The following is a 22,426-nucleotide window of genomic DNA, read 5'->3' on the forward strand; positions in this document are numbered from 1 at the left end:
ACAAAACAAGCGTGTTTAATTGCTTTGATTACTCAGCGCAATTCTGCCAAATGACAGGTATCTGAGGCCATACCATATATATGTGAGCCCTCATTCTGCTTGGCTCCCCATGAGAATGCTCTGAAAAGACTGTCAGCGTCCGTTCTCAGTTAAACGAGCAGACAAGCAAATCAGCGATAATGCAGACCATCCTGCATATTTTTGAATGCGAATATTACAAATGAAGTACCCCGCCGTACTTTCCTTTAGCGAAATCCTGCCGCAACTTGCACAGTTCGACGCCATTATTGATGTGCGCAGTCCCGCGGAATTTGCTGAAGATCATTTGCCTGGCGCGATCAATTGCCCGGTTCTGGACGATGCTCAGCGCATTCAAGTTGGGACAATGTACAAGACCATCAGCGCGTTTGAAGCTAAAAAGCTGGGTGCTGCGTTCGTGGCAAAAAACATTGCGCAGCACATCGAAAACCAGTTCCTCAGCTATCCACAGGACTGGAAACCGTTGGTGTATTGCTGGCGTGGCGGTAATCGTAGCGGCGCGATGGCACTAATTTTTGCGCGTATCGGTTGGCCAGTGACGCAACTCGATGGTGGATATAAAACCTATCGCAATCATGTGAATGCGGAATTGGCTGTGCTGCCGCAGAAATTCAATTTCAATGTTTTATGCGGGCCGACTGGCAGTGGCAAAAGCCGTTTGCTGCAGGTGCTGGCAAGCCAGGGCGCGCAAGTGCTTGATCTGGAAAAGCTGGCCGCACATCGTGGCTCGGTTCTCGGTGATTTGCCTGCAGCGCCCCAACCTTCACAAAAACGTTTTGAAAGTCTATTGTGGGAGCTGTTGATCAAGTTCGATCCGTCGCGGCCGATTTTTGTGGAGGCCGAAAGCAAGAAGGTAGGCAAGCTGCGTGTGCCGGATCTGTTGATGGAAAAAATGCGTGCATCGCCTTGCACTGCGGTCACGCTGTCGATTACTGATCGCGTCGCGTTATTGATGCAGGACTATCCGCACTTTGTCGCCGATCCAGGACTTCTAAATACACAACTCGATTTTTTGACTCATTTGCACGGAAAAGAAAAAATCGCGCACTGGCATCAATTGGCATTAACCGGCAAAACGTCAGAGCTGGTGGACGAGTTGCTGCGCAAGCATTACGATCCGGGTTATCTGCAATCGATACGACGTAATTTCGTTCGCTTGGATCAGGCTAGGTCCCTGAGCTTGCCGGATATTTCGGATGAGACTTTTCAGCAGGCTGCTCGTCAGTTGAATGAAGCCGCGAACAGCCCCCTCCTCGCCTGAATCACCAATACATTTTCAACCCAGGATGCAGATGACGACAGTAATTCCTCCAGCTATTACACCCCCAGCGATTCGATTGACTGAGTTCTCCCACGGTGGTGGCTGTGGCTGCAAGATTGCGCCTGGTGTTTTATCACAAATATTGAAAGGCACGGGTGGCTTTCCGTTGCCGAAAGAACTGCTGGTCGGGATCGAAACATCGGACGACGCTGCAGTCTACAAACTCAACGATGAGCAGGCCTTGATTGCGACAACGGATTTCTTCATGCCCATCGTTGACGATCCTTTCGACTTTGGCCGGATTGCTGCAACCAACGCGATCTCTGATGTGTATGCGATGGGCGGCACGCCTATCATGGCACTGGCGCTGGTCGGCATGCCTGTCAATCAGTTGCCATTAGAAGTGATCGCAGAAATTCTCAAAGGTGGTGAAGCGATCTGCGCACAGGCAGGTATCCCGATTGCTGGCGGCCATACTATCGATTCCGTCGAGCCGATTTATGGGCTGGTTGTGATGGGCCTTATCCATCCCTCCAAAATCAAACGCAACGCCGATGCACGCGCCGGCGACAAACTGATTCTGGGCAAGCCACTAGGTGTTGGCGTCTTGTCCGCGGCATTAAAGAAAAATGTCCTGGACGCAGATGGTTATGCGTCAATGATCGCCAATACAACCAAATTGAATACGCCGGGCAAAAAGCTGGCGCAGATGGATGGCGTTCATGCCTTGACGGATGTGACCGGCTTTGGCTTGTTGGGACATTTACTTGAGCTAACGCGTGGCGCAAAACTGTTGGCCAAGCTGGACATGTCTGCCATTCCATTTTTACCGCAAGTGCAAAAACTCGCAGAGCAAGGTTGTATCACCGGCGCGTCCGGTAGAAATTGGCAAGGCTACGGTCATGAAGTGACATTAGCCGCATCGATCAGCCCGTTGCAGCAAGCACTATTGACCGACCCTCAAACTGCGGGCGGGCTATTGGTGTCATGCGCGCCAGAGTCGGTAGATCAAGTATTGGCCTTGTTCAGGGAAGAAGGTTTTGCCGAAGCCGCTGTCATAGGCGAAATGCATAGTGGCGTGCCGGGTATTGAAGTCGCATAAATTTACATCAAACCGCCCTACTTTTGGGCTCCTTATTAATCAGTTTTCTTTGCATACAAGAATGGGCACTACATGACTCGTTTTTCAATCCCTAAACTTCCTGCCTTGATGGCAGCTGTACTGGCAACACTCACACTGAGTATGGCGAGCTTCGCGCATGCACAGCAAGTCTTGCGCGTATCGGCCATTCCTGATGAAGCGCCAACCGAGTTGCAGCGCAAGTTCAAACCACTTGGTAATTATCTGGAACAAAAACTAGGGATGAAGGTTGAATTTACGCCTGTAACCGATTACGCCGCATCAGTTGAAGGCCTGATCAACAACAAGCTTGATATGGTCTGGTTTGGAGGCTTTACTTTCGTGCAAGCGAATGTACGCAGTGGCGGCAAAGTCGTCCCTTTGGTGCAACGTGAAGAAGATGAAAAATTCAAATCCGTTTTTATCACCACTGATAAATCGATCGCCAAACTCAGCGACCTTAAAGGCAAGAATTTCAGCTTTGGTTCCGAGTCATCGACCTCGGGACATTTGATGCCGCGTTCGTTTTTGCTGGATGCAAAGATCAATCCTGATCTCGACATGAAGCGCGTGGCATTCTCTGGCGCGCATGATGCAACAGTGGCAGCCGTAGCAGGTGGCAAGGTTGATGCCGGCGTGTTGAATATTTCGGTATGGGAAAAACTCGTTGCGTCGGGCAAGGTCGATCCGCAACAAGTCCGCGTGTTCTACACCACACCTGGCTATTACGACTATAACTGGAGTGTGCGTTCGGACATGAACCCTGTCGTGCGTAAAAAATTGACAGATGCTTTCCTTGCACTGGATGCCAAAAATCCACAAGACAAGGAAATTCTGGATCTGCAACGTGCCACACGTTTCATTCCAACCAAGCCGGACAATTACAAGGCCATCGAAGCAGCGGCACGTAATGCCGGTTTGTTGAAATAACAGTCTTGAAATGCTGCTCTGCAATGGTTGCAGAGCAGCGTTCAGGCAACTCTCATTTCCACGGATGACATTTCTTCTTCAACATATCAGCACGCGCCATATCGGCGCAGCCAAGTCATCCTTTGCCTTGCGCGATTTGTCGCTATCGATTCAACAAGGCGAACAAATTGCATTGATTGGTCCATCGGGAGCGGGCAAGACTAGTCTGTTGCATACGCTTGCCTGCGCATTGAAGCCGGAACAAGGCGCACTTCAAATATTCGGCAATGATCCGTGGCACATCAGCAGTGCCGAACGGCATGCGATGCGTGCGCGTTTATTCCTCGCACCGCAGACGCCGCCTTTGCCACCCCGTCAACGTGTCGTGAATGCTGTACTTGCCGGTGCGCTGCCTCAATGGAGCGTGTGGCAAGCCATTCGTTCATTGATCAAACCGGTAGAGATTGATGCTGCATATCAGGCATTGCTACCGTTTAATCTGCAAGACAAGTTGTATGCGCGTGTCGATCGTTTGTCTGGTGGCGAGCGTCAACGCTGCGGGATGGCGCGCGCTTTGGTGTCGAAGGCAGAAGCTTTTCTGGTGGATGAACCGCTGTCCGCGCTTGATCCGACGCTGGCATTGCAAACGCTGACAGTCTTGCAACAAGAAGCACATAAACGCAATGCGACGCTTATCTGCAGCTTGCATCAGGTCGAGTTGGCACGAGCGAATTTCTCGCGCATCATCGCCTTGCGGGACGGTCGCATCGTGTTCGATGCCAACAGCGCCGAGATAAGCGATGCGATGATTGCAGCGCTGTATCAAAATGCGCATGATGATTCCAATTCGAATATCGACAACGCCATCGATCTTGGTGTCAACGATGCGGTTCCACGTTGTTGATGTCCAAATGGGCGCAGTCGTGCGCCTTCTGAACATTCAAACAATATCTATTACTTACCAAGACCAGCCTAATGTCGAGCGCCCCTCTCCTCAGCAAAGCCACAGCAGATCCTGCATGGCGTGGCCGCGTGCTCGGATGTGGTGCCGTGCTGCTGATCCTGTGGCCGATGCTGGTTCAGGCTGAATTCAAGCCGTGGATACTATTCGACAAACAGAGCTTGCGCGCTACGTGGAATTTCGTTTCCAGTTTTTTTCCGCCAGCGCATACGCTGGAATTTTTGCAGATGGTACTGGCTGCAACCTGGGAAACCTTTGCCATGGCGACCGCCGGTATGACGCTGGCATTGCTGGCCGCAATCCCGATGACATTGCTGGCTACCGAGCGCTTATCCATTTCTCGATTAGGTAAAGGTCGTGCATCTTTAGTCTCGACAGCATTTCGTAATCTCATACGCTGGTTGCTGATTCTGTTGCGCAGCGTGCCTGAACTGGTATGGGCTTTGCTGCTGGTGCGCATCGTTGGTCTCGGCCCAACCGCCGGCGTCGTCGCAATTGCGCTGACCTACAGCGGCATGCTGGGCAAGGTCTATGCCGACATCCTCGAATCATCCGACGCGAGCGCATGCAATACCCTTTTGCAAAATGGCAGTGGTCGTCTCGCTGCCTTCTTTTATGGTGCCTTGCCAGAATCCGCGGCCGAGCTGGTTTCATACACAGTTTATCGTTGGGAATGCGCGATTCGCGGTTCGGTCGTGATGGGCTTTGTAGGTGCAGGCGGACTGGGACAACGGATGGATGAATCGATCAAGATGATGGCCGGCGATGAACTGTCGACCATGCTGATCGTCTTTATTTTATTGGTCGCCGCTGCTGATGGCGTATCCGGCATGTTACGCAGGCGGCTGGAATGACGCCGGCACAAACCTACACCTTGCCGCAACGTCCTCGCATGCGATGGTCGACGGTGGCGCTGCTGGCGGGCATCGTGTTGCTGGTGCTTGCCAGCTTTGCTTCTTTACCTTTGAAACTGCATGAGTTCTTCGGTGCAGAAGCACTTCGTACCAGCATTGAATTTCTGCGTGGATTTTCACCGCCTGAAATGGCGCCAGCATTCCTGAAGAAGATCGGGATCGCCACCTTTGAAACCTTGGCAATGTCTGCAGTCGGGACATTGATCGCTGCATTCTTCGGCGTGTTAATCGGCTTGCCTGCCAGTGGTCGATTCGGTGTCACCGCGCGACTTGCGACACGTGCGGTGCTGAATTTTCTGCGTTCTATTCCCGAACTGGTATGGGCATCGATTTTATTGATCGCCGCCGGCCTCGGACCATTTGCCGGAACACTGGCTCTGGCCTTGCATACGATAGGTGTGTTGGGACGGCTGTTTGCCGAGGCATTTGAAAACTGCTCGCCTTTGCCAGAGGAAACCTTACGCACCAATGGTGTCAATCCGATCGCGGCTTTTTTGTATTCGACCTTGCCGCAATGCAGTCCGCAAATGATGTCCTACACGCTATATAGATGGGAAAACAATATTCGCGCAGCCGCAATATTGGGTGTGGTCGGTGCAGGTGGTCTTGGTCAGATGTTGAAGTACCACTTGTCGCTATTTCAAATGCAACAAGCCGCCAGCGTGATTGTTGCGATGCTCTTGATGGTTGCACTTGTCGATGCCGTGAGCTTTATGCTTAGACGGATGATGACGCGATAAGAATACTATTTATGCGGCAACGAAACCTGCATGCTTGTATGACTAAAAAGTGACGAGATGGAGATGCGATGACCTGGATTATTACAAAGTATTTTATTACTGCAGGTGTGGTGGTTCTGATTTCTGAACTTGCCAAACGTAGCGATAAATTGGGTGGCTTGATCGCGGCTTTACCAATGATCACCATATTGACTTTGATATGGCTGTATATCGAAAAACAGCCAGAAGCAAAAATAGCGAATCACGCTTGGTATACGTTTTGGTATGTGATCCCTACTCTGCCCATGTTTCTTATTTTTCCGATGTTGTTGCCTCGTATCGGCTTCTGGCCAACATTGTTGGTATCTGCGGCAATCACGATTTTCTGCTTTTTTTCTTTTGCTTTTCTTGTACGTCGCTTCGGTATCGAGCTGCTGTAAAACAAAAAACCTTTCTTAAAAATGCACTTATCAATGCGCAACTAATACTGCAAGCCAACTGTTGAAATAACGCGGTTGTATTAGTTTCGTAAGTCATTGTAACGTCTGCATAGTGCCGGCTTATGCGTGTTACGTTGAGCATTCAAGAAGGAGAACACCATGCTCAAAATCGAATGGCGAGATAGATGGATTAATACCCTGATCGATGGAGGAATTTCTTCGGTAAAAGCGAAAGATACTTTTCTCCTGCTGTATGGTTTGGATGGTTTTGATAACACGCAAAATCCAGCGCATTCCGCGCACGAGACACTGTTGAAAATTGCAAAAGATAAAGAGCAATAAACGCACTTCACGTAATTTTTCTGAATGGATTTACGCTTGATGCCATTATTATTAAAGTAATAGCATTTACCTTGTTTCAAGCGTAAAAGGATAAAACAGACATGATTAGTGAGTCTAACTCAGTCCTTTGTAGAACCATCCATTCATACAGGAGAATCCAGACATGAAGATCATCCCAATCACTCTCTTGAGCGCTGTTGCTGTGCTCGCAGGTTGCACCGGCTTTTCTACACCGCCGACCACTGCAGAAGCCATCATGAAACCGACGCAGGGTAATACGACAAGTGGTGTCGTGAGTTTTTCGCAGGATGGCGATAAGATTGTCGTGGATGCGCGCATACAAGGTTTGTCGCCAGGCTTGCACGGTTTTCACATTCATGAAAAAGGCGATTGCAGCGCACCTGATGCGATGAGCGCTGGCGGACATTTCAATCCGGCCGGAACAAAACATGGCGCGCCTTCCAATGCCGAACATCATGGCGGTGACTTTGGTAATCTGACAGCCGACGCTGCGGGAACCGCAACGCTGTCCATCGCGATTCCTGCCAGTCAAATCACCTTATCTAAAAGCGGTGCCAATAGCATCATCGGTAAAGGCTTGATTGTGCATGCTGACCCTGATGATTACGCGACGCAGCCGACCGGCAATTCAGGCAAACGCTTGGCTTGTGGCGTCATCAATCTGAATTAGTTGTATTAATAGGTGGTTGAAATTAGCCACCGCTAAGCCAATTTGGAATTTCTTGGCACGACATGAAAAAGCACTCTCGCAGAATGAACTGCCAGAGTGCTTTTTCTATTTGAGCCGTCGGATTAATTGCGATGTTTTAAAAGTACTCCACAGGCGACTACTCGCTTGCCTAGCTTCGGCACTTGGTTTTGTGATTGCTTACAAAAGAAATTATTGCTCTACCTGCAGCGATTTCACGACGAATTCTCCACCAACTTTATCCGCAACAAACTTGATCTTGTCGCCCTCTTTGATTTGATCGATCATCGTCGGCGGCTCGAGTAGAAATAGCATCGTCATGGCCGGCATATTGAGGTTCTTCAAAGGCCCATGCTTGATCGTGACCTTACCGGTTTCCTTATTGATTCTTCTGATTTCGCCTTCACTCATGGCTGCAGTTGCCGACGTAGTAGCTTGTGCTGCTTGATCTTGAGCGTGATCCAGATGCGTGTTATCACCTTGTGAAAACGCCAGCATCGGTGCCATCAACATGGCCACTAAAGCCAATTTTGCTTTATTCATTTTTCATTCCTTGATTTAAAAATATCTAGATCGACGATTTAACGTCGAATGATGGGTCACTTATTTCAATTCGTAAGCCACGGTGCCTTTAGGATGCTTGTACCAACCAGGATCTTTATAGTCGCCAGGCTTTTGATCCTTGCGTATTTTCACGGTCGTGAACATTCCACCCATTTCTATCGGACCATACGGCCCATTACCGCTCATCATCGGCAGCGTGTTATCGGGCAAAGGCATTTCCATAGAGCCCATATCAGCCATGCCGTTCTCGCCCATCGCCATGTAATCAGGAATGATGCGGATGATTTTTTCGGCGATCTTGCGTTGGTCGACGCCTATCATGGTCGGCACGTCATGTCCCATTGCGTTCATCGTGTGATGTCCTTTGTGGCAATGGAAAGCCCAGTCGCCGACATCAGTCGCATCAAACTCTATCGCACGCATCTGCCCGACTGCGACATCCGTCGTGACTTCAGGCCAGCGCGCCGACGGCGGCACCCAACCACCATCGGTTCCTGTCACTTCAAACTCATGTCCGTGAATGTGAATCGGATGATTCGTCATGCTCAAATTGCCGAAGCGTATCCGCACGCGATCGCCCTGCCGACAAACCAGTGAATCGATGCCGGGAAACACGCGGCTGTTCCATGTCCATAGATTGAAGTCGAGCATCGTATTCACTTTGGGTGTGCTGCTACCCGGTTCGATATCGTAGGAATTCAGCAAAAATACAAAGTCACGATCAACTTTATGCAGCTCCGGATTCTTCGGATGCGTGACCCAAAATCCCATCATGCCCATTGCCATTTGCGTGACTTCATCCGCGTGCGGGTGATACATGAATGTGCCCGGCCGCTTGGCTACAAACTCGTAGACATAGGTTTTACCCACCGGGATTTGCGGCTGCGTCATCCCGCCGATTCCATCCATACCATTCGGCAGACGTTGGCCGTGCCAATGGATCGTCGTGTGCTCGGGCAGTTTGTTGGTTACGAAAATACGTACCTTGTCACCCTCCACTACTTCTATCGTCGGCCCTGGGCTCGATCCGTTGTAACCCCACAAGGTCGCCTTCATGCCGGGTGCGAGTTCGCGAATTACAGGTTCGGCGATCAGATGGAATTCCTTCCAACCGTTTTTCATGCGCCACGGCGCGCTCCAGCCGTTAAGCGTCACCACTGGATTGAATGGGCGGCCGGACGAAGGTGCCTTTGGCGGCAAGGTTTGCGCATGTTGAATAATTTGCGCTTCGGGAATCGATGCGGCACCAGCCTTGCTGACAAAACCTGCCCCCAATATCGTGGTCGCGCTTGCGAGAAAATTTCTGCGAGAAATCATGTGTTTTCCTATTTATTCTTGATCAATGTTCGGCTGGCGTTGCCGACGTAGACATCGCGCTTGATGCAACACCAGCGATCGGTGCGACACCGCTGCCATTGATTGCCATCTGTAGATCGGACTCTGCTATCCAGTAGTCGCGTTGAGCCGAGATGGCCGCATTGACCGCGCCGATCTGCAAACGCGCATCGGCCAATAATTCAAAAACGCTGGCCAGCATGCCGTTGTAGCGTAATAGCATTTCTTCCGAGATTTGCTTGCGAAGTGGTACCAGCTTATCGCGGTAATGTGCCGACAGATCGTAGGCGTTGCGATAGGCGGCATAGCTTTTGCGTACTTCGGACCGAGCGCGAACCGCGATGTCGGTGGTGCGATGTACCGATTGCATGTAGAGCGCTTCTGCCCTCGCCGATTTCGCGCTGCCCCAGTCGAACAAGGGAAGTTCGATGCTGATTTCGTAACCGTTGCTGCGCGACTTGCCGGTTTCGCTCTTGTTCATGTAACCGGCATCAATCACATTGATGAAGCGCGTGGCTTTACTTAAACCGAGTGCGCTCGCTGTCGCTTCGGCATCACGCTTGGCCATTTGCACATCCAGCCTTTTCTGCATGGCCTGCGCTTCTAGATCAGCAATCTCCATCGTTGTCTTGGGCAGATCAGGCAGCTTTGAAGGCAAGGTGAATGTATTGTCTGATTGCAGCAGGCCTAAGGTGCGCGTCAGGTGTTCACGCGAGCTGACTGCGCTTTGGCGACTGCGCGCAACTTGTGCGATCGCATCCGCATAAAACATTTGCTCGCGTGCCGTGTCCAGCTTGTTCCAGTTGCCCACCTTGCGCATGGCTAGTGCGAGCTCGGCACCAGCTTCTGCTGATTCTCTGGCTTGTTCCATGAACATTGCGGTCTGTTGCGCGGCGACGGCATTGAAAAATGCACGGCGCGTTTCGGACACAAGAGCGACGACATCCATCGCCGCTTGCAGCTTTGCCTGTTCAAAGCGACCTTTTTCAATTCCGCTACGTAGCGGAATCGTCAGCAAACCGATCAAATCAAACGTCACGCTGCGCTCGATTTCGACATCGCCACCGCCACTCAAGCGGCCGAATGAAAATCCCGGATTACGCATGCGGCCAGCTTGTACCAGGTCGGATTCGGCGATGCCTAAGGCGCTTAACTTGGCTTGCAAGCCTGGATTATTGATCAAGGCAATGTGAACTGCGCTGTCTGCTGTAAGCGGCCGCGATAGCAAATCGCGCACTGTTTTATCTTTCTGAAGACGTTCTTGATCCGTGCTTGTGCGTTGCGCAATTTGACCAGTGCGATCCTTGGTCAGCGCGGCGACATCGTTCATGCCGCCATCTGCTGAAAAGCTGGCGCAACCTGACAGCAAGGCAAGCGACACCAAGACTGCAATTGGAGAACGGCGTTGCAAGCGAATGTGCGAGTTAAATAGAACTCTCATGAAATTCTCGTTTAATAAATGATGAGGAATCGGCGTACGCAAGGCGCACGCACATCAATCGCAACTTGAACAGCAATGCCATTCAAGCAAATTGATTACCGCGATTTAAACGAGAGAAAACTTGGGGGGACGTTTGAGCCCGTCAGGAATATGACCGGGAAACAAGGAAGAAAGCGAAGCAACAATCGGCGTTGAAGCAAGTGGGAAAGTAGGCAATTGCGGCATCACAGGCAACATGGCGATACCAATACAGCATGTTGCGCAGGCACTGCACTTCACGTTGGCGTGCGAATTGGTTTGATGATCTGGCGCTGCGCTCGTATCGACGTTGGCAGCATGCTCAGCCTGCACATTCATCTGATGATGTTGATGTTCCGCGGAAGCACTTTGATGATGAGACTGCACCGAGCTTTGCATCACTGCAGGCTCTGCAAACACATGTTGCATCTGCGGCGCGCAAGACGATTGCGTTACCGCAGCAAAGCCCTGCACTGGCAAAGCCAGCGCGAGCAGCCACAACATCGCAGTCTTGAAAAGTCGGTTCATGGATAAAGTTTAGCACGGCTTGTTTGCCGAGTTGTTGCTATGAATAAGCCCCGCATGCGAGGTAAGGCTGTTACTTCAGGAAAAACTCTACTGCCAATTCCACGATAGGCGGCTGTATCGAATGATTGCCGGCGAATTCGAGGAAAGTCACATCGTAGCCAGCCGCTTTCAACTTCTCTGCATGCGGACGGCCGCTGGTTTCTATCGGCAATTGTTCATCCGACAAGCCATGCGAGATGAATATTCTTGGTGCGCCTTCTTGCATGAAAACTGACATGAAGCCGCCTGAAAACACGATCACGTGCGTGATCAAATCGCCATTCGTAATACCGTTCGACAAAGCATAACTACCGCCATCCGAGAAGCCGGCAAAGCCGAAATGATCTGGATCGATAAAGTAATGTGCCGTTACCGCCGTCAGTGCTTGATTCAAACGCTGCAGATCAGGACCGTTGCCGCCAATAACGATATCCCAGGTTGGATAAATCGATTGCGGCACCAGCAGCAAGAATTGATTGCGCTCTGCGTGCTCTTGCAGGAAAGGCAGCACTTTTTCTGCGCTACCGCCGCCGCCATGAAACATGACAAGTAAAGGCACGGCCACTTCTTCTTCGAGGCCGGTTGGAACATACAGCATAGCATCGCGTTCTTCGGCTATGCCGAGCGGATGCAGACCAGGCTGTAACGGTGATTTGGTAGGAGCTGTCGGCGTAAAGGAAAGCCTGCCCATCAGTGAAGGATCTATCATGCCGTCATCTTACCTTCTTCATTAAAAATTGAAAACGGCCGAGGCTGCACGACGACCAAATTTCGGCCATGTTTTTGCTGTTAAAAATAGGATCTGAATATGAAAAAGCAGGATGCGACTGTAATTAATCGCACCCTGCTTTGATGGTTCAATCAAATAAAACCAGCGCTTGCCTCGCCCACTAATACAAAACGAGGCAAGCAAATGGCTATTACTGAATGCTGCGTTTAACTGGCGGCGTCCATTGATACAGCCAGGTTTCAGACAAGGTTTGTCCATCTGCGGTCAGATATAAACGCAAGTCGATCGGCCCCTGAATATCGTCAGCCACTTTGACGTCGAACATCGCGCGATAGCCTTTGATATCGTCCAGCGGTCTAGCCGATGTGATTTCAATCTCACCTTTGCTCGCAGTGACGACCGCTTCAACTTTGGTATCGCGGCCCAGCAAAGCCAGATCGCCACCGGCGAAGTCCACCGCAAAACGCCACGAAAAATACGAGCGCTGCTTGCCGATCACGCCACCGATACCGGTACGCGTTGCCACGACTGTCGCGGCTTGCGGGCTGACTGGCATCTTGGCGCCCCAATGCAGCTTGTAGCCAAACAATAATTCCTGGCCGGGCTGCGGCGTTGCTTCCGGATTCCAGAAGGCGACGATGTTGTCGAAGGTTTCATCCACAGTTGGGATCTCAACCAATTGCACCGAGCCTTTGCCCCAACCCGATTTAGGCTCCACCCACAAGCTAGGACGTCTGTCGTAAAAGACACCGTCATCCTGATAGTGATCGAAATTACGATCGCGTTGCATCAAACCAAAACCGCGCGGACTTTGATCGGCATAAGCATTGAAGCGCAGGTTTTCTGGATTAACCAAAGGCCGCCAGATCCATTCACCATTGCCCGACCACATAGACAGACCATCGGAATCATGAATCTCTGTACGCCAATCGTTGCCAATGCGTCTGTCGTTTTCTGCGGTCAGGAACATGCTGGTCAATGGTGCGATGCCCATGCGCTCGATCGCTTTGCGCGGATAAAGCGCGACGTCGATATCCATCAACATGGTCGCGCCTGGCATGATTTCAAAGCGATATGCGCCGGCCACACTAGGCGAATCCAGCAAGGCATACACAATCAACTTGCTTGATTGCTTGGCCGGGCGTTCCAGCCAAAACTCAGTAAAACGAGGGAATTCTTCAGGCCGCGACATGCCGCAATCGATCGCCAAACCGCGTGCCGACAAACCGTATTGCCAATCGCCACCGACTGCACGGAAATAGCTCGCGCCCAAAAATGCCGCAATATCGCGCACCAGATCAGTATGGAAATTTACGCGGAAACCCGCAAAGCCAAGATCCTTAGGCAAGTCCGAGCCCTTCAATCCGCTCTTGCCGTAATTGAACATCTCGGGATCGTAGGCCAGCTCGCGTGCCTTGCCATCTTCCAGTTCATGGATTTTGACCGACTGTGTCGCGTACATGCCGAGATGGAAAAACTTGGTTTGAAAGCGCAGCTTCTCCTTGCCCCACAATGCGTGGTCGTCGCGATAGCCGATCGATTGGTATTGATCCCAATCCAGCGCCTTGACCTTGGCTGGAACCTTGTCGACAGTCTGCTGATAAGGCTTGCCCGCCATGTCTCGCGCGCGACCTTTCAGGAATGCGTAATCGAAGAGTTCCGACTTGCCTAGTGTTTTGAGTTTGGCGGGAGCGTTACCAGCGGCGTACAAAGACGGTGCAGAAAATCCGGCCAGCGCGAGCGCGGCGGATGCTTTGAGTAGGTCACGACGTTGCATCAGACTCCTTTATTGATTTGTTGAATGTTGGCAATGAATCACAAACTCTTGGGCATAGGCAAACGAATAACGTTCAATATTCGTGCCATCGTTTGTGCATCAAATCTGCGCACGCTACGTTGAAGAATTTTTTGAAAAAACTGTTTAATCCAATCCATCTTCATAAACCACTGTTAATCTAAATTATTTTATTCAAATAAATCATAAACTTAAATGGATAATTTAAAGCTATACATGCAAATAAAATTAGGGTGATGACGCTATGTAAATTCTATGACATCTTGCAGCTATTTCTGACTTGCAAGAATTAAAACAAATCACACAGAAGACAATTTATCTCATGTTAGTTATCATTTCGGCTTCAGCCACTGAATGGAAAAGGAAGCATCAATGAGCGACACGAATACAAGCGCAGCACCAGTAGAAACCGTTAGCAAAAGTGAAGTTGCTTCATTCTGCCGTCACCTTGGCCGCAGCCTGAAGGGCATCACCACCAACGATACCGCCCTCGCCGTCCATCTGATGCGCGAATCCGAATACCTGGAACGCAATAAATTTAAAGCCGCGTCTGAAATGTTTGCCGCAGTTGCGAAATCTATCGATCCAAATCTGCCAGCTAGCCCTGACGCTTCTTAAGCCAAGGCGGACGATGCGAGATCTTCTTTGCATCGTCCAAAATCCCTCAAAATAAGCTTTTCATACAAACAAGTTATCAGCATTACTGAGCACTGATCGTTAAGGATTATCTTAATTACGCATACGATTTACGCGACGTATTTTTTCTGTTTTCTTGTTCTGTTTACATCTTGTCAGCGTCACCTGCTTAATCAATTTGCATCGGTTACAAAAAATATCGCCGTTGCGACACGATAACCACATACAAGCCCCGCAAACGACGCTATGATCAGCGCCCGTAGCAACTATTTTTTCGAGCGCACATGATCAAGTCTTTTCTCTTTGCCGCACTGGTTACGCTTACCGCATCAGCCTCGGCAATGTCGCTGGCTTCCAAGCACGCGATCGTGATTGATGAAGCTACTGGCAAAGTGCTGTTCGAGAAAAACTCCAGCGATATCGTGCCGATTGCGTCACTGACAAAATTGATGACCGCGATGGTCGTACTTGATGCGCATCTGGATATGCATGAACATATCGTCATCACCGAAGAAGATGTTGATGTATTCAAGTTCAGCTCATCGCGCGTACCAGTCGGCGCCATCTTGACCCGCAACACCTTACTGGAACTTGCCTTGATGTCGTCGGACAATCGCGCAGCACACGCACTCGCTCGTACTTATCCAGGTGGCATTGAATATTTCAAGCAGGCGGTACGCAACAAATCGCATGCACTTGCTTTGCGTCGCACCAATATCGAAGAGCCGACTGGCCTCTCCCCTTTCAACACATCGACAGCAAGTGATTTGGCCAAACTGGCGATGGCTGCTTCGCGCTACCCAGATATCGAAAGAATCACAACCGTATCCGGTGATCTGATCGATGTCGGCGGTTCAGCGCGCCACTATCACAACACCAACAAACTGGTGGGCGACAAAAACTGGACGATCTCGCTGTCCAAAACTGGCTATACGCAAGAAGCTGGACGTTGCATCATCATGCGGGTACGCACTGCCGGGCGCGATGCGATCATGGTTTTATTGAATGCACGTGCCAGTGCCAATCGCACAGCCGATGCCATCAGCCTGCATCGCTTCTTGATGGCGGAACGTCAACAGCCAGTCATGGCTGGCTTGAATATTAAATAAAAGTATCAAATAAGAGTTGGATTTATCTTCAGCGCGAGATCACATTTATGTGTGCGCTGAATGATGGATGAATTACTTCTGGAGCTAACAATCTGCTTCAAATCAGCGAATGCCGACTTAGATATGACGTTGAAACTCTAGAGGTTTAGTTTCCACTTTTGCATCAAGCTTTTTTTCGCTCTTGTCTTGCGCTACAGGCTCGGAACCGCAGCTGGAACAACTGCTGCAGCCGCTACCACAGCCACCACCGGACGAATCGTCGGGCGTCATAAAACTTCCCAACTTGCGCACCAAAAATGAATGCGATGGCTGATTCAGCATTGTTGCGAATGCCAGTTGTCGGCCGCGTACCCATTTCGGCATCAGCTTGCGCAGGACGTACAGAACACTCAGCAAGACAACCAAGCTGATAATCGCATCCTGTACAAATCCATACATCGTCATGAGAGTGCCTTTGAAATGTGATACGTCAAAAACGCCGCTAAATAAGCCAGACCAAACAAGTAGCCGGCTGAAACCGCCACCACACGCCATGAGTTCGTTTCGCGGCGTATCACGGCCAGCGTCGACAGACATTGCGGTGCAAATACATACCAGGCCAGTAATGCCAGCGCGGTCGCTAGTGACCATTGTGCCGCAATTACAGGCCCGAGTTGCGACGCAACTGCTTCTTCACTACCCGACATTGCATACACAGTACCCAAAGCAGCCACCGCAACTTCGCGTGCAGCAAGACCGGGGATCAAGGCAATACAAATTTGCCAGTTGAAACCGATAGGTGCAAATACCGGCTCAATAAATCGACCTATCATGCCGGCCAAACTGTAATCAATCGCCGGTAACGTCGCGCCTTCTGGCGGCGATGGAAAGGTCGATAGAAACCACAATATCACTGTCAAGGACAGGATGATGGTAGTCACGCGGCGCATAAAAATATAAGCACGTTCCCACAAACCAATCACGATATTGCGGGGATTAGGCAAGCGGTAAGATGGCAATTCCATCAACAAAGCATGCTCACTTTTATCCTTGCGCATGCGCTTGATAAACCACGCAACCGCCAGCGCACTCGTCACACCAGCGACATACAGTACAAACAATACGATGCCTTGCAGGTTGAAAAGGTTCCAGACTGTTGTGTTTGGAATAAACGCTGCAATCAACAAGGTATAGACCGGCAAACGTGCCGAACATGTCATCAGCGGCGCGACCAATATCGTTGTCAAGCGATCGCGTGGATCCTGAATACTGCGCGTTGCCATCACCCCTGGAATCGCACAGGCAAAGCTGGACAACAATGGAATAAATGAACGTCCGGTCAAGCCAGCCTTAAACATCATGCGGTCAAGCAAGAAAGCCGCACGTGGCAAGTAACCGGATTCTTCCAATACCAGAATGAACAAAAACAGAATCAAAATCTGCGGCAGAAAAACCAGCACAGCGCCCAAGCCTGCAAATAAACCATCAACTATCAAGCTGCGCAACAAGCCATCCGGCAAAGTCGAAGCGAACCATTCGCCAGTAAACGTCACGCCTTCGGTGATGCCATCCATCAGCGGTTCTGCCCACGAGAACACCGCCTGGAAGATAAAGAACATCACGGCAGCAAGTATCATCAGGCCGAAGATCGGATGCAAAGCCCAGCGATCGATTGCATCATCGACAACCGCCGTTGTGCGCGGCATCGTGACTGCAGAAGCAAGGATGGCGCGCACTTGTGTGTGCAGATCGGCATCGCTTTCGTGGGTTGCCGCATGGACTTCCGGCACAGCCATCTGATCAATATGCGCCACCAGATTTTTTGCGCCATCGTGTTTAATCGCAACCGTCTCGATCACGTCCATGCCGAGTTGACGTTGCAGCTCTTCACGATTGATCGTGATACCACGCTTGCGCGCCGCATCCATCATGTTCAGCGCGAGCACCATAGGTCGGCCAAGACGTTTTACTTCAAGCACAAAACGCAAATGCAAACGCAGGTTGGTGGCGTCGGCCACGCAGACGATCAAGTCAGGTAATTCTTCGCCAGGAATACGTCCCAGACAAATATCACGCGTCACCACTTCATCCGGACTGGTTGCTTCGAGACTGTAAGCGCCAGGCAAATCAAGCAGTTTGAAGACGCGACCAGATGGCGCAGTAAAGCGCCCTTCCTTGCGTTCAACCGTGACGCCAGCATAGTTCGCGACCTTCTGGCGGCTACCTGTCAGCTGATTGAATAAAGCGGTTTTGCCGCAGTTTGGATTGCCGACCAGCGCAATGCGTGAAATACCTGAAATAGCCATGGAATCTAAAAATTAATTGTCGAGATGGATGCTGACGCGCTGTGCTTCTGAACGGCGCAAGGCAAAACGTGTAAAGCCGATTTGGACCAGCAAAGGATCGGCGCCTATCGGCCCACGCGCAACAATACGAACCGGTTCGCCAGAAACAAAACCAAGTTCACGCAAACGTTTGGCAATTGGATCATCGCTCTCAACGTTTGTTACTTGATCGACAACGGCAGAAGTAAAGGGAGGGAGTTCAGAAAGATTCACAGAAAACCAATTTAAATAACAATGATTCTCATTGTATTCTAATTTGCTCGAGCGTTCTACCCGCTCACTCTGAATCAGACGAGAGCGCAGGCTGTTTCAATCCAGAGAAAGTCGCATAGGAAGCATGTCAGATACGACAAAGCCTTGTTTAGCGTAGAACTGCTGCGCCAAATTATTGCTGCCGTCTGTCAGCAAGGTAATGCGCTTGCAAGCACGAGTGCGTGCGAGCGAAATGGCTTCCATCAAAAGCTGCGTACCGATATTTTCGCCACGTGATGCCGAGGCAATAATCATATCTTCCAGCAATGCGACGCGCGCACCAAGCGCAGTGGAAATAGTGAATAGAATATTCACCATGCCGACGATTTTTTCATTTTGGCGGGCAACCAAAACGGCGCCTGTATCCGGATTATTAATGATCATTAACAAGCCTCTGGACTGCGCCTCGCTGTTTGGCGTGAACTCTTGTTCTTGCGAAAACAGTTCTGCTAGCAGTTCATTCAGTGCCGGAATATCAGACGAGATTGCTGCTTCGATGTGCATGTAAAGTTAATACCGAGGTTGAAAACTGATTTCTATCTATTAAAAAATGATCGGACTGTTTCAAGCACAACTGGGCGCCTGCAGTCCGACCATAAAATTTAACGACCAGTTATCAAACTGCTGCGTGCTTCTTCACCCAAGCCACATACAAATCCATCCAGCCTTGCAGGAATTTTTTGCTGCCTTCGCCGATATTGCCGTCTGCGTCGAACAAACCATCTTTGGCTTGAATAAATGCTTCCGGCTGGCCGAGTGTAGGCACATCAAGGTAAGCGAGAATATTGCGCAGATGCTGTTGTGCCAGCGCCGTCCCGATTGCACCGACAGAGACGCCAAGCACGCCAGCCGGTTTGCCAGCCCATGCACTTTGACCATAAGGACGCGAGGCGTGATCGATGGCGTTTTTCAGCACGCCAGGAATTGAGCGATTGTATTCAGGCGTCAAAAACAGCAAGCCTTGCGAGGCTGAAATATCTGCCTTCAAGCGTTGCACTGCTGCAGATGGATTGCCATCGTCGTCTTGGTTATAGAGCGGTAAATCGCCGATCTGCACGTGCTTGAAAACGAAGCCGGTTGGTGCGAGCTTGGCAAGCGCGTTTGCCATTTTGTGATTGAAAGAATCCTTGCGCAGACTACCGACGACCACTGCAATTTGATATTGACTCATGCTGTTCTCCATATTCGACATGTGATTTAAATTTACATTGTTGGCCAGGATGTAGCCGGGAAACGGTATTGCATGCAGGCTAGCAGCATACCCTTATTGGCAAACCATCGCAGCGCTGTAGCAATTCAATTTTTGATCAACAAAGGCAACGCGGCTCGTTGGCGGTTTATCATTTGCCCTTATATAGAACAACGCAAATGCCAGAAATGAATCCAGAACACCTGTCACTGCTAGTCAGTCGCACCATGCCATATGGAAAATATAAAGACCGCCTGCTGGCGGATCTGCCTGGACATTACCTAGGCTGGTTTGCGCGCGAAGGTTTTCCAAAAGGTGAATTAGGCAGTCTGATTGCCCTGATGTACGAGTTGGACCATAACGACTTGCGCCAGTTGCTCGACCCGCTGCGTTCACGCTGAAATGAAATTTTGGCTACGATATTAGACTGAGTAGTACGACAAGATTATCAACTAACCTTGCGAAAAGTCAGATTGATGCGATGTTCTCCGACCAAGGGATGCGTTGCCGTCTTGAGTGCCAACACGCCGTGATAGCGCAATCTTGCACTGCCACCCCACACCACCACATCGCCATGCGCCAACGGTACGCGGATGGCTTTGTCTGCACGTTGCATGCCGCCGAATAAAAACATCGCGGGAATGCCAAGAGAAACAGAAACAATCGGTTGCGTGAAATCGCGTTCGTTCTTGTCTTGATGGAGAGACATGCGTGCGCTGGCTTCATAGCGATTGATCAAGCAGGCATCAGGCAAAAAATCTTGGTAGCCGGCTTGCGCTGCAGCCTCTTGCGCCAGCTTCATAAAAAGCTCCGGCAGCGCAGGCCATGCTTGTCCCCGCTCAGGATCAATCTTAGCGTAGCGATAACCGCTTCTATCCGTCACCCAACCATACGTGCCGCAATTACTCATCGCCACCGACATGCGGAAGCCGCCGGGCGTGACCATGTGATGCAATGGTGATTCAGTCAGGATGTTTTGCAGCGCCGCGAGAATAGCGACGTCGTGTTCAAGCGCGAAACCACGCAGTACGAGTGCACCTTCACACAAGGGCTCTTGCCATGTGCGCCTGTTTTCTTCTTCATCAAACAAGCTCAAGGTCATCATATTGTCAGCCGCTATTTACTTGACGCGTTGCTTTTCCAGCTTGCGCGCCAATGTGCGTCTGTGCATGCCGAGGCGACGCGCCGCTTCTGAAATATTGAAATCTGTTTCTACGAGGACTTCATGGATGCGCTCCCATTCCAGCGTCTTGATCGACGTTGAACGGGCTGTCAATTCAATTTCATTTGCGCCAGCCACGTGGCCAAACGCTGCTTCGATATCATCGGTATTCGACGGCTTTGCCAGATACTGGCAAGCGCCCAGTTTGATCGCTTCAACTGCCGTATTCAAACTGGCGAATCCAGTCAGTACCACGATCAACATCGTCGGGTCATGTTTGTGCAGCATTTGCACGCAAGCCAGACCGGATGTATTTCCTTCCAGCTTGAGATCCACCACTGCATAACCCGGTGAATGTTCACTCAACAAGGCAGTCGCCGCATCCAGGTTCGCCGCCAGCAAGACGGTATAGCCACGGCGCTCGAACGAACGACCTAATGTGCGCGCAAAAGCGGCATCATCTTCTATCAATAACAACAATCTATCAGTCGACATTTATTCTTCCTCGTGCAGACTGATTGCAGTAAGCGGCAAGGTCAATTCAACCAGCGCGCCGCCCTCTTCCCGATTGCGCGCTTTGACGGTGCCGCCAAGTTTGCGCGCGACATTCACTACCAAAAACAAGCCAAGCCCACTACCCGGGCGCCCTTTGCTGGACTGATACGGCTTACCTATTTGCGACAGCATTGCAGGTGCAAAGCCGGGGCCTTTATCTGTGATGTGCATCGTCAAAGTATCGCCTTGACGCGATACATCGAGACTGACGAATTGCGGCGACGCTTCAAATGCATTGTCGAGGACGTTGCAGATCATCTGTTTCAATACCGAGTCAAATACCACCGGGACGTCATACGCAATCCGATTGGTGTATTCAAACGATGCCACTGGTCGGCTTTTACGCCACTCGGTCGCGAGATCATCTAGAAAGGTGCTAAGCGTGGTTTTGACTGATGATTCGCCACGCGCTTCACCAGCAGATAACAGGATGCTGCTGACGATGCTTTTGCAGCGTTGCAACTGGGTTTCCATCTCGGTGATTTCTTCCAGCAGCACTTTGTTATTGGTGAATTCCGGCATGTGCTTCCAGTCACCAAGAATTACGGACAGCGTCGCCAATGGTGTGCCCAATTCATGCGCGGCACCGGACGCCAGCAAGCCCATACGGACGATGTGTTCTTCTTCCAGTGCGCGTTTGCGGAACTCTGCAAGGCGTGCATCGCCAGCGCGTAGATTGCGGCTGATACGCGTCATAAAAAAAGCCAGCAAGACGCCATTCAAGGTAAAGCAGATCAGCATGCCCTGCACATACAAGCTGAAAAAACGCAGCTCGTGGTCGTAAGACAAAGTCAGCGGACTGGAAAAAAGCGTCAGACCAACGAGACAGACACTGGTGATCGCCACAATGCTCCAGGTCGACCAAGCTTCGAGCAACATCGCGCTCAAAATGACCTGCAGCAGATACAGGAAGATGAAAGGATTGGTCGTGCCACCGCTCAAATAAAGCTGTGCGGTCAGGATGCCGACATCAACCAGCATCGCGAGGAACAACTCTTTGTTGGATACGTAAGGCCGCTCGTGCCAGCGCAGATGGCTGGCAATGTTGAAGGCAACCAAACAGACGAGCACTTCCAGCATGTGGCGCACTGGAAGATCGATACCGAAAACAAGAGTAACAACAGCGATCGTGGTGATTTGACCAACCACGGCGATCCAGCGCAGCTGTATCAGTTGCTGCATGTTTTTGTGGCCAGCGGAATTTTCGCCGCGCACAGCGGTGCTTCGAATTTTGAGGTCTTCTTTAACCGAAGGAGTTTCAGTTTTTCCCAGCATCTTCAGTTTCTCGGTCTATACAATCGGCGCGGCTGGCGGCGCACAAGGCACAATTGAATC

26 protein-coding genes are annotated in these 22,426 nt (G+C 50.7%); 12 read left to right on the top strand and 14 right to left on the bottom strand.

Annotated features, from left to right (window positions below; translation table 11 throughout):
- Positions 1–220: 220 nt before the first annotated feature.
- The 9 genes from mnmH (at position 221) to Q7T66_RS10490 (ending at position 7,396) form a co-directional block, all read left to right on the top strand.
- A complete protein-coding gene (gene mnmH / locus Q7T66_RS10450; protein ID WP_304933275.1) occupies positions 221–1,300 on the top strand; it encodes a tRNA 2-selenouridine(34) synthase MnmH in 1,080 nt (359 codons plus the stop codon).
- A 31-nt stretch (positions 1,301–1,331) separates the two neighbouring features.
- On the top strand, positions 1,332–2,402 hold the full coding sequence (gene selD, locus Q7T66_RS10455; RefSeq protein ID WP_304933276.1) for a selenide, water dikinase SelD: 1,071 nt from the start codon (positions 1,332–1,334) through the stop codon (positions 2,400–2,402).
- A 72-nt stretch (positions 2,403–2,474) separates the two neighbouring features.
- Positions 2,475–3,350, top strand: a complete 876-nt coding sequence (locus tag Q7T66_RS10460; protein WP_304933277.1) for a putative selenate ABC transporter substrate-binding protein — start codon at positions 2,475–2,477, stop codon at positions 3,348–3,350.
- Positions 3,351–3,414: 64 nt separating this feature from the next.
- Positions 3,415–4,233, top strand: a complete 819-nt coding sequence (locus Q7T66_RS10465) for a phosphonate ABC transporter ATP-binding protein (RefSeq protein ID WP_304933278.1) — start codon at positions 3,415–3,417, stop codon at positions 4,231–4,233.
- Positions 4,234–4,304: 71 nt separating this feature from the next.
- The gene (locus Q7T66_RS10470) at positions 4,305–5,144 is read left to right on the top strand and encodes an ABC transporter permease (protein WP_304933279.1); all 840 of its coding nucleotides are present in this window, start codon (positions 4,305–4,307) and stop codon (positions 5,142–5,144) included.
- Positions 5,141–5,944: a phosphonate ABC transporter, permease protein PhnE gene (gene phnE / locus Q7T66_RS10475; protein ID WP_304933280.1), complete on the top strand. Its 804-nt coding sequence runs from the start codon at positions 5,141–5,143 to the stop codon at positions 5,942–5,944. The genes Q7T66_RS10470 and phnE overlap by 4 nt, the downstream gene beginning before the upstream one ends.
- A gap of 68 nt (positions 5,945–6,012) precedes the next feature.
- Entirely contained in the window at positions 6,013–6,363 is a 351-nt protein-coding gene (locus tag Q7T66_RS10480; protein WP_304933281.1) for a DUF3147 family protein, read from the top strand.
- 159 nt (positions 6,364–6,522) lie between these two features.
- On the top strand, positions 6,523–6,705 hold the full coding sequence (locus Q7T66_RS10485) for a hypothetical protein (protein WP_304933282.1): 183 nt from the start codon (positions 6,523–6,525) through the stop codon (positions 6,703–6,705).
- A 163-nt stretch (positions 6,706–6,868) separates the two neighbouring features.
- Complete coding sequence (locus Q7T66_RS10490; RefSeq protein WP_304933283.1) at positions 6,869–7,396, top strand: superoxide dismutase family protein; 528 nt, start codon at positions 6,869–6,871, stop codon at positions 7,394–7,396.
- A 210-nt stretch (positions 7,397–7,606) separates the two neighbouring features.
- Here Q7T66_RS10490 and Q7T66_RS10495 read toward each other — a convergent pair whose 3' ends face one another.
- The 6 genes from Q7T66_RS10495 to Q7T66_RS10520 form a co-directional block, all read right to left on the bottom strand.
- Positions 7,607–7,957, bottom strand: a complete 351-nt coding sequence (locus tag Q7T66_RS10495) for a copper-binding protein (RefSeq protein WP_304933284.1) — start codon at positions 7,955–7,957, stop codon at positions 7,607–7,609.
- A 60-nt stretch (positions 7,958–8,017) separates the two neighbouring features.
- Complete coding sequence (locus Q7T66_RS10500; protein ID WP_304933285.1) at positions 8,018–9,295, bottom strand: multicopper oxidase family protein; 1,278 nt, start codon at positions 9,293–9,295, stop codon at positions 8,018–8,020.
- A gap of 22 nt (positions 9,296–9,317) precedes the next feature.
- A complete protein-coding gene (locus Q7T66_RS10505) occupies positions 9,318–10,754 on the bottom strand; it encodes a TolC family protein (RefSeq protein WP_304933286.1) in 1,437 nt (478 codons plus the stop codon).
- Between the two features lie 105 nt (positions 10,755–10,859).
- Positions 10,860–11,300 carry a hypothetical protein gene (locus tag Q7T66_RS10510; protein WP_304933287.1) on the bottom strand — a complete coding sequence of 147 codons (441 nt, stop codon included), beginning with the start codon at positions 11,298–11,300 and terminating at the stop codon, positions 10,860–10,862.
- 70 nt (positions 11,301–11,370) lie between these two features.
- Positions 11,371–12,048 carry an alpha/beta hydrolase gene (locus tag Q7T66_RS10515; protein ID WP_304933288.1) on the bottom strand — a complete coding sequence of 226 codons (678 nt, stop codon included), beginning with the start codon at positions 12,046–12,048 and terminating at the stop codon, positions 11,371–11,373.
- Between the two features lie 211 nt (positions 12,049–12,259).
- Entirely contained in the window at positions 12,260–13,846 is a 1,587-nt protein-coding gene (locus tag Q7T66_RS10520) for a glucan biosynthesis protein (RefSeq protein ID WP_304933289.1), read from the bottom strand.
- A 390-nt stretch (positions 13,847–14,236) separates the two neighbouring features.
- Here Q7T66_RS10520 and Q7T66_RS10525 point away from each other — a divergent pair, with 390 nt between their 5' ends.
- Positions 14,237–14,482 (top strand): hypothetical protein, encoded by a 246-nt coding sequence (locus Q7T66_RS10525; RefSeq protein ID WP_304933290.1) that lies wholly within the window; start codon positions 14,237–14,239, stop codon positions 14,480–14,482.
- Positions 14,483–14,784: 302 nt separating this feature from the next.
- On the top strand, positions 14,785–15,609 hold the full coding sequence (locus Q7T66_RS10530; protein ID WP_304933291.1) for a D-alanyl-D-alanine carboxypeptidase family protein: 825 nt from the start codon (positions 14,785–14,787) through the stop codon (positions 15,607–15,609).
- A gap of 117 nt (positions 15,610–15,726) precedes the next feature.
- Here the strand turns inward: Q7T66_RS10530 and Q7T66_RS10535 are convergent, their stop codons facing one another.
- From Q7T66_RS10535 to Q7T66_RS10555, 5 genes are all read right to left on the bottom strand, one after another.
- Positions 15,727–16,053, bottom strand: coding sequence for a DUF6587 family protein (locus Q7T66_RS10535; RefSeq protein WP_304933292.1), 327 nt, complete (start codon positions 16,051–16,053; stop codon positions 15,727–15,729).
- Positions 16,050–17,894 (bottom strand): ferrous iron transport protein B, encoded by a 1,845-nt coding sequence (feoB, locus tag Q7T66_RS10540; RefSeq protein ID WP_304933293.1) that lies wholly within the window; start codon positions 17,892–17,894, stop codon positions 16,050–16,052. The genes Q7T66_RS10535 and feoB overlap by 4 nt, the downstream gene beginning before the upstream one ends.
- 12 nt (positions 17,895–17,906) lie before the next feature.
- Positions 17,907–18,146, bottom strand: a complete 240-nt coding sequence (locus Q7T66_RS10545) for a FeoA family protein (protein WP_304933294.1) — start codon at positions 18,144–18,146, stop codon at positions 17,907–17,909.
- Positions 18,147–18,242: 96 nt separating this feature from the next.
- Complete coding sequence (locus Q7T66_RS10550; protein WP_304933295.1) at positions 18,243–18,689, bottom strand: GNAT family N-acetyltransferase; 447 nt, start codon at positions 18,687–18,689, stop codon at positions 18,243–18,245.
- 112 nt (positions 18,690–18,801) lie between these two features.
- Positions 18,802–19,356 (bottom strand): NADPH-dependent FMN reductase, encoded by a 555-nt coding sequence (locus tag Q7T66_RS10555; RefSeq protein WP_304933296.1) that lies wholly within the window; start codon positions 19,354–19,356, stop codon positions 18,802–18,804.
- A 206-nt stretch (positions 19,357–19,562) separates the two neighbouring features.
- Here Q7T66_RS10555 and Q7T66_RS10560 point away from each other — a divergent pair, with 206 nt between their 5' ends.
- Entirely contained in the window at positions 19,563–19,775 is a 213-nt protein-coding gene (locus Q7T66_RS10560) for a DUF3820 family protein (RefSeq protein ID WP_304933297.1), read from the top strand.
- A 47-nt stretch (positions 19,776–19,822) separates the two neighbouring features.
- Here Q7T66_RS10560 and alkB read toward each other — a convergent pair whose 3' ends face one another.
- Genes alkB through Q7T66_RS10575 form a run of 3 tightly spaced genes read right to left on the bottom strand, consistent with a single transcriptional unit; the run spans position 19,823 to position 22,366 of the window.
- The gene (gene alkB / locus Q7T66_RS10565; RefSeq protein WP_304933298.1) at positions 19,823–20,479 is read right to left on the bottom strand and encodes a DNA oxidative demethylase AlkB; all 657 of its coding nucleotides are present in this window, start codon (positions 20,477–20,479) and stop codon (positions 19,823–19,825) included.
- A gap of 15 nt (positions 20,480–20,494) precedes the next feature.
- Positions 20,495–21,031: a response regulator transcription factor gene (locus Q7T66_RS10570; protein ID WP_304933299.1), complete on the bottom strand. Its 537-nt coding sequence runs from the start codon at positions 21,029–21,031 to the stop codon at positions 20,495–20,497.
- On the bottom strand, positions 21,032–22,366 hold the full coding sequence (locus Q7T66_RS10575; RefSeq protein ID WP_304933300.1) for an ATP-binding protein: 1,335 nt from the start codon (positions 22,364–22,366) through the stop codon (positions 21,032–21,034).
- Between the last annotated feature and the right edge of the window lie 60 nt (positions 22,367–22,426).

This window comes from Herminiimonas sp., from assembly GCF_030655415.1.

Coding starts and splice junctions, on each gene's coding strand:
- Q7T66_RS10460 (WP_304933277.1), top strand. CDS start 2,475: ATGACTCGTTTTTCAATCCCTAAACTTCCTGCCTTGATGGCAGCTGTA.
- Q7T66_RS10480 (WP_304933281.1), top strand. CDS start 6,013: ATGACCTGGATTATTACAAAGTATTTTATTACTGCAGGTGTGGTGGTT.
- Q7T66_RS10550 (WP_304933295.1), bottom strand. CDS start 18,689: ATGCACATCGAAGCAGCAATCTCGTCTGATATTCCGGCACTGAATGAA.
- mnmH (WP_304933275.1), top strand. CDS start 221: ATGAAGTACCCCGCCGTACTTTCCTTTAGCGAAATCCTGCCGCAACTT.
- Q7T66_RS10560 (WP_304933297.1), top strand. CDS start 19,563: ATGAATCCAGAACACCTGTCACTGCTAGTCAGTCGCACCATGCCATAT.
- Q7T66_RS10500 (WP_304933285.1), bottom strand. CDS start 9,295: ATGATTTCTCGCAGAAATTTTCTCGCAAGCGCGACCACGATATTGGGG.
- Q7T66_RS10520 (WP_304933289.1), bottom strand. CDS start 13,846: ATGCAACGTCGTGACCTACTCAAAGCATCCGCCGCGCTCGCGCTGGCC.
- Q7T66_RS10535 (WP_304933292.1), bottom strand. CDS start 16,053: ATGACGATGTATGGATTTGTACAGGATGCGATTATCAGCTTGGTTGTC.
- Q7T66_RS10470 (WP_304933279.1), top strand. CDS start 4,305: ATGTCGAGCGCCCCTCTCCTCAGCAAAGCCACAGCAGATCCTGCATGG.
- feoB (WP_304933293.1), bottom strand. CDS start 17,894: ATGGCTATTTCAGGTATTTCACGCATTGCGCTGGTCGGCAATCCAAAC.
- Q7T66_RS10505 (WP_304933286.1), bottom strand. CDS start 10,754: ATGAGAGTTCTATTTAACTCGCACATTCGCTTGCAACGCCGTTCTCCA.
- Q7T66_RS10485 (WP_304933282.1), top strand. CDS start 6,523: ATGCTCAAAATCGAATGGCGAGATAGATGGATTAATACCCTGATCGAT.
- Q7T66_RS10530 (WP_304933291.1), top strand. CDS start 14,785: ATGATCAAGTCTTTTCTCTTTGCCGCACTGGTTACGCTTACCGCATCA.
- Q7T66_RS10510 (WP_304933287.1), bottom strand. CDS start 11,300: ATGAACCGACTTTTCAAGACTGCGATGTTGTGGCTGCTCGCGCTGGCT.
- Q7T66_RS10515 (WP_304933288.1), bottom strand. CDS start 12,048: ATGATAGATCCTTCACTGATGGGCAGGCTTTCCTTTACGCCGACAGCT.
- phnE (WP_304933280.1), top strand. CDS start 5,141: ATGACGCCGGCACAAACCTACACCTTGCCGCAACGTCCTCGCATGCGA.
- Q7T66_RS10555 (WP_304933296.1), bottom strand. CDS start 19,356: ATGAGTCAATATCAAATTGCAGTGGTCGTCGGTAGTCTGCGCAAGGAT.
- Q7T66_RS10570 (WP_304933299.1), bottom strand. CDS start 21,031: ATGTCGACTGATAGATTGTTGTTATTGATAGAAGATGATGCCGCTTTT.
- Q7T66_RS10490 (WP_304933283.1), top strand. CDS start 6,869: ATGAAGATCATCCCAATCACTCTCTTGAGCGCTGTTGCTGTGCTCGCA.
- Q7T66_RS10525 (WP_304933290.1), top strand. CDS start 14,237: ATGAGCGACACGAATACAAGCGCAGCACCAGTAGAAACCGTTAGCAAA.
- selD (WP_304933276.1), top strand. CDS start 1,332: ATGACGACAGTAATTCCTCCAGCTATTACACCCCCAGCGATTCGATTG.
- Q7T66_RS10575 (WP_304933300.1), bottom strand. CDS start 22,366: ATGCTGGGAAAAACTGAAACTCCTTCGGTTAAAGAAGACCTCAAAATT.
- alkB (WP_304933298.1), bottom strand. CDS start 20,479: ATGATGACCTTGAGCTTGTTTGATGAAGAAGAAAACAGGCGCACATGG.
- Q7T66_RS10465 (WP_304933278.1), top strand. CDS start 3,415: ATGACATTTCTTCTTCAACATATCAGCACGCGCCATATCGGCGCAGCC.
- Q7T66_RS10495 (WP_304933284.1), bottom strand. CDS start 7,957: ATGAATAAAGCAAAATTGGCTTTAGTGGCCATGTTGATGGCACCGATG.